Annotated in this window: 6 protein-coding genes; 3 read left to right on the forward strand and 3 right to left on the reverse strand. The window is 36.4% G+C overall.

Annotated elements, in window-relative coordinates; translation table 11 throughout:
* Positions 1 to 226 precede the first annotated feature (226 nt).
* From E2K98_RS29400 to E2K98_RS29410, 3 genes are read left to right on the forward strand one after another with little or no spacing between them, the layout of a single operon-like run.
* Positions 227 to 1,345 carry a tyrosine-type recombinase/integrase gene (locus E2K98_RS29400; RefSeq protein ID WP_133340437.1) on the forward strand — a complete coding sequence of 373 codons (1,119 nt, stop codon included), beginning with the start codon at positions 227 to 229 and terminating at the stop codon, positions 1,343 to 1,345.
* 13 nt (positions 1,346 to 1,358) lie between these two features.
* Complete coding sequence (locus E2K98_RS29405; RefSeq protein ID WP_133340439.1) at positions 1,359 to 3,464, forward strand: tyrosine-type recombinase/integrase; 2,106 nt, start codon at positions 1,359 to 1,361, stop codon at positions 3,462 to 3,464.
* A complete protein-coding gene (locus E2K98_RS29410) occupies positions 3,457 to 3,837 on the forward strand; it encodes a DUF6262 family protein (RefSeq protein ID WP_133340441.1) in 381 nt (126 codons plus the stop codon). The genes E2K98_RS29405 and E2K98_RS29410 overlap by 8 nt, the downstream gene beginning before the upstream one ends.
* A gap of 212 nt (positions 3,838 to 4,049) precedes the next feature.
* On the opposite strand, the gene E2K98_RS29415 is transcribed toward E2K98_RS29410, so the two are convergent.
* Genes E2K98_RS29415 through E2K98_RS29425 form a run of 3 tightly spaced genes read right to left on the reverse strand, consistent with a single transcriptional unit; the run spans position 4,050 to position 7,772 of the window.
* Positions 4,050 to 5,180 carry a Ger(x)C family spore germination protein gene (locus E2K98_RS29415; RefSeq protein ID WP_133340443.1) on the reverse strand — a complete coding sequence of 377 codons (1,131 nt, stop codon included), beginning with the start codon at positions 5,178 to 5,180 and terminating at the stop codon, positions 4,050 to 4,052.
* Between the two features lie 13 nt (positions 5,181 to 5,193).
* Positions 5,194 to 6,279 carry a GerAB/ArcD/ProY family transporter gene (locus E2K98_RS29420; protein ID WP_133340445.1) on the reverse strand — a complete coding sequence of 362 codons (1,086 nt, stop codon included), beginning with the start codon at positions 6,277 to 6,279 and terminating at the stop codon, positions 5,194 to 5,196.
* An 8-nt stretch (positions 6,280 to 6,287) separates the two neighbouring features.
* A complete protein-coding gene (locus E2K98_RS29425; protein ID WP_133340447.1) occupies positions 6,288 to 7,772 on the reverse strand; it encodes a spore germination protein in 1,485 nt (494 codons plus the stop codon).
* Positions 7,773 to 8,249 lie beyond the last annotated feature (477 nt).

Genomic DNA, 8,249 nt, shown 5'->3' on the forward strand with positions numbered 1-8,249 from the left:
GTTAAACAGACTATATTTAGAAGAGAATACTTTGTCCAATTTGATGGCATATATCCTCTTTTTTAATACATATTGGAATCTATAACCAGATGTTGAAATGATAGTCTAATATGTATATAAAGATTAAGGAACATATGTTTTTTTGTTGGAGGACGTAGCCCACAGCGGGAGGCGTAGTGAGGTCGTAAGACCGAGCGTAAAAAGGGTTTAGGGGGTTGAAGGATCTATGCGTGTACAAGAAGTAATCTTAGAGGAAGGAAAGAGATACATATTAGTAGATAGAGAGGGCTTTCCTGTAATTCCTGTCGTCAAGTACCTCAAGTATTTGGATGTGACAGGGAAAAGCAGCAACACCCAGAAGACTTACTGTTATGCGCTAAAGCAGTATTTCCTTTATTTACAGGAGAAAGAGAAAGATTACAAGCATGTAAGATTAGAAGACTTGGCGGAGTTTGTGGGATGGTTAAGGAATCCCTATGAGAGCACGAAGGTGACGTCTCTTCGACCTGTACAGGCAAAGAAAACAGAGAGGACAGTGAACCTTACGGTTACAGCGGTAACAAACTTCTATGATTACTTATATCGTAATGAAGAGCTGCCACATGACATTGGTGAGAAGTTGATGCGACAAGTCTTTACAGGAGGAAAAACACGATATAAGGGTTTCTTGCATCACGTCAATAAAGACAAACCGTCCGTACGGAATGTGCTGAAGGTAAAAGAACCTCGCAAGAGGATTCAAACACTCACAAAGGAACAGGTACTACAAGTGATTGCAGCGACAACCAACATGCGGGATACCTTCCTGATTCAACTCCTATTTGAAACAGGATTGCGGATTGGAGAGGCTCTCTCCTTGTTCATGGAGGACTTCAAATTCGACCATGGAAAAGGGCACCGTATCCGCCTGACGGACCGCGGGGAATTGGAGAACGGCGCGAAGCTCAAAACAGGTGAACGAGAGATATTTGTGTCGCAAGCGTTGATGGATATATACGATGATTACCTGTACGAAGTGATTGATGAACTGGACATTGATACCAACTTCGTGTTTGTGAAGCTGAGTGGAAAGAATATGGGTAAGCCCATGACATACAGTGATGTCGAGGCTCTTTTCAAACGGTTGCGGCAGAAAACAGGGATTGATGTTCACCCACATCTGTTCCGTCACACACATGCAACGATGTACTATCAGGAGACAAAGGATATCAAGCAGGTGCAAGAGCGTCTGGGACATTCCCAAATCCAAACGACCATGAACTTGTATCTTCATCTTTCAGAAGAAGACATCCGTAAGGATTGGGAAAAGGCACAGGGCGCATTTGAGATGCAGAAAAAACACTGAAAGGTGGGAGAGAATGAAACAGAAACAACAAAAAAATACAGGAGAATTAGGTTTTCATGAACGATTACAGCAAGAGCTTTCGTGTTATCCTGTTAAGACCATACACGAAGATGGTTCCGTTACCACCCAGCAAGTGAAAGACCCATACTTCTTGATCAACGACAGTTGGAATGTTGGCTTTGTGGGCGATATTAAACAGTTCGTGGAGATGATGGGGAACTATAAAGAAACTGCACAAAATATCTATTTCCGACTCGCAAACCCTATGGTCAACTTAGAAGTAAAGTATGTCTGTTATCACCAGCTATTCAATGATAAGTGGTCTTTATCAAGTGTTTTTGGAAAACAAGCAACGAACTTACGAAGATTGACACGGTTTATAAATGAAAAGTACCCTCCCCTTCAATCTCTGCTTGATTTGGACATCGAGAAGGCAGAGCGAGAATGGTTGTTTTGGCTACATGAGCAAGGGTTTCAAACACAACGAATTCTACATCGTGGTAAATATACTGGTAAGTCGTCCGTAGCAAACTTTCTGCGATTCATCTACTACAACTTGTCTGTATTGACCGATACGCGTGAAGAATGGGATAAAGACCGATGGGATGTGCGAGAGTTGTATGATAAATATGGAATCGCATATAACAAAAGCAGATCTGATTATCATCTCGATTTCACCAAAATTGAACAAGGAAACATGCGTGGGCAAGTAAAAAAATACATCAAGCAACGCCTCCTAAGTAAGAACAATTTCTCGTGGGGTACAGCAAGAGAATACTTAAAGTATTTACCTGAATTTTTATCTTTCGTATTTTCATTGGAACCAATATGGGATGATTTAAAAGGACTCAAACGATCTCATATGGAGCAATACATCCAATTGTTACATGAATACGCCAAAAGCAATTTAAGACGAAAAGATGCACACCCGGAAAGGTATATAGCGGAGGGGCTAAAAATCATAGGAAAATTTTTGGAAGATATTCAAAAATATGAATACGACATAGCCCCTGAAAAGCATGTTGGATTATTACTCTTTCCAGAGGACAAGCCTAAACGAAGGAAAAAGTCTATCGACCAAATTGAACACATTCCTGAATTTGTATTGGAGCAACTCTTTACACACATCAACGAATTACATAAAGATGTCATCCCTGTCATATTGGTGGCTTTTAAAACAGGACTACGAATTTCGGATGTATTGGGATTAACCTCGGATTGTCTGGAACGGCTTAACGGCAAATACTCGATTGTGACTGATATTGAGAAGACCTATGTGAAAGGACATCGAATTCCGATTGATGAGGAATTGGCAAATATCTTGGCAGTTCTCATTCACAAATCTAAAGAGAATAGTAATCAAGACAACAACCCCGAAGGGTTTATTTTTATTCGCTATCGTGGAGCTCGGAAAGGTAGACCGTACTCTCAAGGTTGGGTTCGAAACAGAGTGAATGAATTTGCGAAAGAAAAAAACATTGTTGACGAGAACGGGAACCTTTTTAATATTAAGACTCACAAATTCCGCCACACCTATGCGGTAAAAATGTTAAACAGTGGTGTTGACATTCTAACAGTGCAAGAGTTATTAGCCCATGCTTCCCCCGAAATGACCTTACGGTATGCCAAATTGTTAGATGATACAAAGCGTAAGGCATTTGAATCTGTCATCAACCAGGGTGTATTCAGTTTCGACTTGAACGGTGAAGTACAAGAAATTAAAGCAGTTGAAGATATCCCACAAGACATCCTTCAAGCTCTCTGGCAGGATCATAAATTGAATGCGATGGACAACCCATACGGGACGTGTCATGCAAGGTTGAAAGGGAATTGCCCTCATATGGAAGCCCCACCTTGCCTCACGTGCAATGGAGGAAGCCCGTGCAAAGACTTGGCAATCGGCTTTTCAGAATTGGATGTAGAAAAATACGAAATGCACGTAAAAACAACGTCTAGAGCCGTAGAAATAGCAAAACAGCATGGCCGTGATGACATGGCAGAAAGGCACGAACGGAACTTACAGCGATACCAAGGTATATTGGACAATATCCGTGAGGGACATGTCGTCTTCGGTAGACAAGATCGCATGAAGAGAAAGCAAGGTGTAAAAAATGGCTGATTATGACCGCAGAGAACAGTTAAAAAAGATTCATGCCTCACGGAAGTCGGCCACCTATCAAAAGGTCGATGAAGCCATTCAACGGCTCGTACGAGCTAACGTGAACATCAATTTCAACAGTGTAGCAAGTGAGGCGGGCGTAGCGAAAGCTACGCTATACAACAACCTTGAGTTGCGTGATCGGATTGAATCCCTGCGACAACAACAAGCGAAAGCACCTACATCGAAGCAAATCAAACGAGAGATGGATGACAATAATAAAGATGCCCTGATTGCTTCTTTACAGCGTCGAATTAAGAAGCTAGATGGTGAAAACAAAGAACTAAGAGAACAATTGAAAGTGGCTTACGCAGAAGTATATAAAAAAATCTGAGGGAACACCGTTCCCTCCTTTCTTCAACTAAATGGCCAGATTGTTGAACAAGGATTGTAGTTAATGATGGTATTACATATGGTTATTGAATTATAGTAAGATATGTTTAATATCAACCTCGTTAAGCCTTATCATAAGTAAATGAAGTTCTTCACAGGTAAATTCGTGAAGGTAATAAACACGGAAGAATAAGACTCTCTCTACTATCTTTACTAATCAACAGCACCTGTTCGTTTTATTTCAACCTTAATAGTTGATTTTAACTTTAATGTTGAATACTTTTCCCTCAAATCTTTATCACTTAAATTGGAATATTTTCTGATGCTTTTTATTTTTCTCCCAATGCCAATTGGATCAGTATTTAATTTTCTTAACTCCTCAAGAAAATCCCCCAAATCTTTGCTTAGTTCTTCCCCAAGCAGTTGCTCCAATTTTTTTATAGATTTCTTATTGTTAAGAGTAATTGCAGGATGTACTTCTATAGTTGAAACCTTAATCGTTGCGTTTAGATAAAAGTCATCTTCGTTAGATAATTCAACTTTTCCGCGGTGCTTTATTGGGCGAATTGTAATATTAAATTTATCTCCTTTTGGCTTTTTGACTAGTGGTATTCCCTTTTTTTCTAAAACCTCTAGAGGAATGTTTAATGTTATATCTCCCAAAGAAGCCCTGCGATTGGTAAATAATTTTATGAACAAGGTTTTTGTTAAAGAAATAGAACCGACCATTTTATCATCCTTAAATAATGCCACCTTTTCAATATAGGGTGCTGCACCATTCTTATTCGATATAATAGGTAAGGTAGGATCGATGCCAATTTCGAATAGCGTGGAGAAAAAATCATGCAGGTTGGAGTTTATTAACATTTCATTCCTTTCTTGCTTATCCAATAATTGATAAATATATGACCCCATCTCAGGGTATTCTTCATAGTTATTATTTTTAATGACTTCTTCAGTATTGTTTGTAATGGCCAAAAATATTAATGATCCAATGCTGCTGTCTCGTTGCATTGTATCTAAAAAAGATGAAATTCCTATCATTTTACTTATATCTTTATCAAATAGTATTGTCCTCAATTGTCCAGATGTAATGTCGTGGCTTGTTTGTTGTTCTAACCTTTGTCTTATTTGTTTGCTTGTAGTACCGACGGCAGAAATGGTTACACTTGTTTTTTCTTCTTTACGGTCGAATTGCAACAAGCTAATAGAGCCTTTATATGTATCTTTATCAAGTAAATCATAACCAATAATAGTTGAAATCCCTTGCCTTTCTAATATTTTTCCAGGGGGCACGCATGCAGTACAGAGAAGACAACAAAATAGAATAAGCCATTTTTTCATCTTTTCAACTCCATTAAGAATGTGAAAAAATTTTAGATTTAATGATTGAAATGAAATATAACAAGATCGGATAGATAAACCATAGGTAAAAGCCGACATGACCAACTTGATCAAAAAAAAGGTTATTGTCGACTCTTTTGGTGACAAAAAAACTCGTGATAAAAATGATTATTGAGATTACCCATATACCATGTTTTTGTTTTAAATGAAATATTTGTTTTACTCCTTTTGAAGAAATGAACAGGTATAAACATAAATTTGGAAAAATAACCAATATCCATAATGGAACGGCAATAAATTCAAACCGTTCAAGAAATGGAAAATGGACCGTGCTTATCATACTGACCACAGGCCAAATATGTATTTCTAATTCCTTTGGACTAAAAAATAATATCGAAATAACAGTTGTTATTAATACAATAAGTGTAGTAAACCAGATTGCTAATTGACTGAAAAAAAGCAGCTTTTTTTTCTCCTTTATAAATGGAAAAATAAAAAATAAAGTTTCAAAACCTAACATTGTAAAACTGGTTTTAAATACTCCTTTCATTATTTGTGCTGGGGTTGCCGACATGACGGGTAAAATTCTAGTGAAGTTTATCGATTCAAGTGGTTGATAAATAACAAATACAAGCCATATAGTCATTAATAAGGATAAGAAACATACCCCTGCAATTACTCTGAATCCGCCAGATACGGCATAAATGGTTACTAATAATAGAGCTAAAACACCTACCCATTCATCAACTCCTTCATATCCCCATGTCAGGGACAATTCAACATAAGAGATGATGATAGAGTAAAGTGCTGCAATAAAGTAAATAACAATAAAGGTATTGATGATACTGCCTATAAAGCGACCAAATAAATTCTCGTGTATTTCATAAAGATTACAGTTTTCATATTTAGCAAGGATGCTAATTATCATCCAAATGATAACACTAATGAATAGTCCGGAGAGTAGAACGCTAATCCAGGCATCTTGCTTAGCTTCAAGAAAAACAATTCTAGGGACGCCAAGTATGCCCATCCCGATTTGTGAAGTGTGAATGATAAAGAAAGCAATATAGGCGTTTACAAAACTAATATTTGATTTCATTATCCACCTCAAAATTCATCTAAATCGTTTTCTGTTTTTTTAAATTTCCATCCTATCCGGAATACGTTTAATGGACGATTGACAACAGGACGTTTCCTATAAAAATGGTGTGGAAGCCGTATGAGGAAGTATTTTAAATCCTTTTTCCTAAACGGGTATAGAGGTGCAAGATAAGGTCTATTTAAGGATGTCAACTTTAACAAGTGGACAACTAGTACACAGACACCGATCATAATCCCATTAAAACCCCAAACACCTGCTAGAATAATGAAAGGAAATCTGGCAATTCTTATAGCAGTCCCCATCTCATAAATTGGAGCTGAAAAAGCCCCTAATGCACTAAATGCCACGATAATAATTAAAATATTGCTAGTTAAGCCAGCCTCAACAGTTGCTTGACCAATAACAATCCCTCCAACAATCCCCATTGTTTGACCTACTTTTGATGGAAGACGTGCCCCTGCCTCTCTAAGTAATTCAATTAATAATTCCATTAATATTGCTTCTAGTAAAGGGGGAAAAGGAACTTGTGAACGTGATTGCCCAATGACAATTAACAATTTAGATGGTATAAGTTCAAAGTGATAGGTAAGGATTGCAACATAGAATGCTGTAAAGAGCAGTGATCCAGCCATAGCAAAAAACCGTATAAATCTTATGAAAGTACTCAAAGACCAGCGTAAATAAATATCTTCTGTTGATTCAAAAAACGAAAAAAAATTAGCAGGCCCAATAATAGCCACTGGGCTTCGATCTAAAAGGATACCAACCCTTCCATTTAAAATAGAATAGAGAAATCGATCGGGCAGCTCTGTCATAATAAACTGTGGAAAAAAAGAATAATGATTATCTTCAAGACACTGTGACAAAACCGAACTGTCAATTATATCATCAGTTGTAATATTTTCAAGCTTCTGCTTAAGTGTTTCTAGTATGTCTTCATCCGTTAAATCTTTAATATATATAATTCTTAATTTCTTCTTAACACGTTCTCCTATTTCTAATTCATCCGTACACAAATTAGAATTATTTAGATTTTGTCTAATAATTTGTATATTAGAAGACAATGATTCTGTAAACGAAATTTTAGGGCCGTATACCAAAGATTCAGTTTCTGCTTTCTCGATGGATCTTTCATTTGGATTAGCACAATTTACTAAAAGAGCTTTACTTTCTTTTAATAAGTAAATATAAACGAATCCATTTAAAAGTGAAGAAATAATTTCTTGTTCCTTAAAGTCAATCTTTACTTCGTCAATAGGGATATTTTTCATTAAATAAGAAAAGGTTATATCTTTTTCTGGAAGCTGTTGAATGAATTTAATTACATATTCATTAACTGTTTCAGCCTTAATTAAATTTTTCATAAAGACAACTTCCAGACAATCTCCAGCGACTTCAAGTGTTCTACACATTAAGTCTGGTGATTCGTTGAGGATGTATTTAATTTTTTCATAATTTGGGCAGTTATTTTTATTTGGATGGATTGTCATTTGAAACATATCCTTCAATAGATTTTTTTTTAATATTTGAAGTAAGAATCATTATTATACTTGTTATAACAAAGAAGTAAGGATTGAGAGTATTTTTAGGACCTTTGAATGTTTTTTTATTTTGAACAGAAAGAGATTTCATGGGGATATAAACTGTGTGAAAACAGCATTAGTAGCTGTGTATTTTAAAGTGGATGAATAAAAACCTCACTTAGATACGGAGAACCGTATCATAAATAACGGTAAACTAAAAATCATTTTTGGTGATAAGGATTGTTTTTGATTCTGTATAAAACTAAATGGTGAGCGATAGTTTAAAAACGGGTGACCAATTTTGACGCCTATTTTTCATATTTTTGTTATTCAACAATCGGGCGCGATTGTTGGGCAAGAATTAAAAGGGTGATACATATTAGTCATGTATAATATGTATTGCCCTTTATTTTTTTTACTTTTTACAAATTAGGTCTTGATAAC

This window comes from Bacillus salipaludis (genome assembly GCF_004358205.1).

What these genes read in the sequence shown, in the direction of transcription:
- E2K98_RS29410 (WP_133340441.1), top strand. Translation starts at nt 3,457, where the DNA reads ATGGCTGATTATGACCGCAGAGAACAGTTAAAAAAGATTCATGCCTCA.
- E2K98_RS29420 (WP_133340445.1), bottom strand. Translation starts at nt 6,279, where the DNA reads ATGAAATCAAATATTAGTTTTGTAAACGCCTATATTGCTTTCTTTATC.
- E2K98_RS29425 (WP_133340447.1), bottom strand. Translation starts at nt 7,772, where the DNA reads ATGACAATCCATCCAAATAAAAATAACTGCCCAAATTATGAAAAAATT.
- E2K98_RS29405 (WP_133340439.1), top strand. Translation starts at nt 1,359, where the DNA reads ATGAAACAGAAACAACAAAAAAATACAGGAGAATTAGGTTTTCATGAA.
- E2K98_RS29415 (WP_133340443.1), bottom strand. Translation starts at nt 5,180, where the DNA reads ATGAAAAAATGGCTTATTCTATTTTGTTGTCTTCTCTGTACTGCATGC.
- E2K98_RS29400 (WP_133340437.1), top strand. Translation starts at nt 227, where the DNA reads ATGCGTGTACAAGAAGTAATCTTAGAGGAAGGAAAGAGATACATATTA.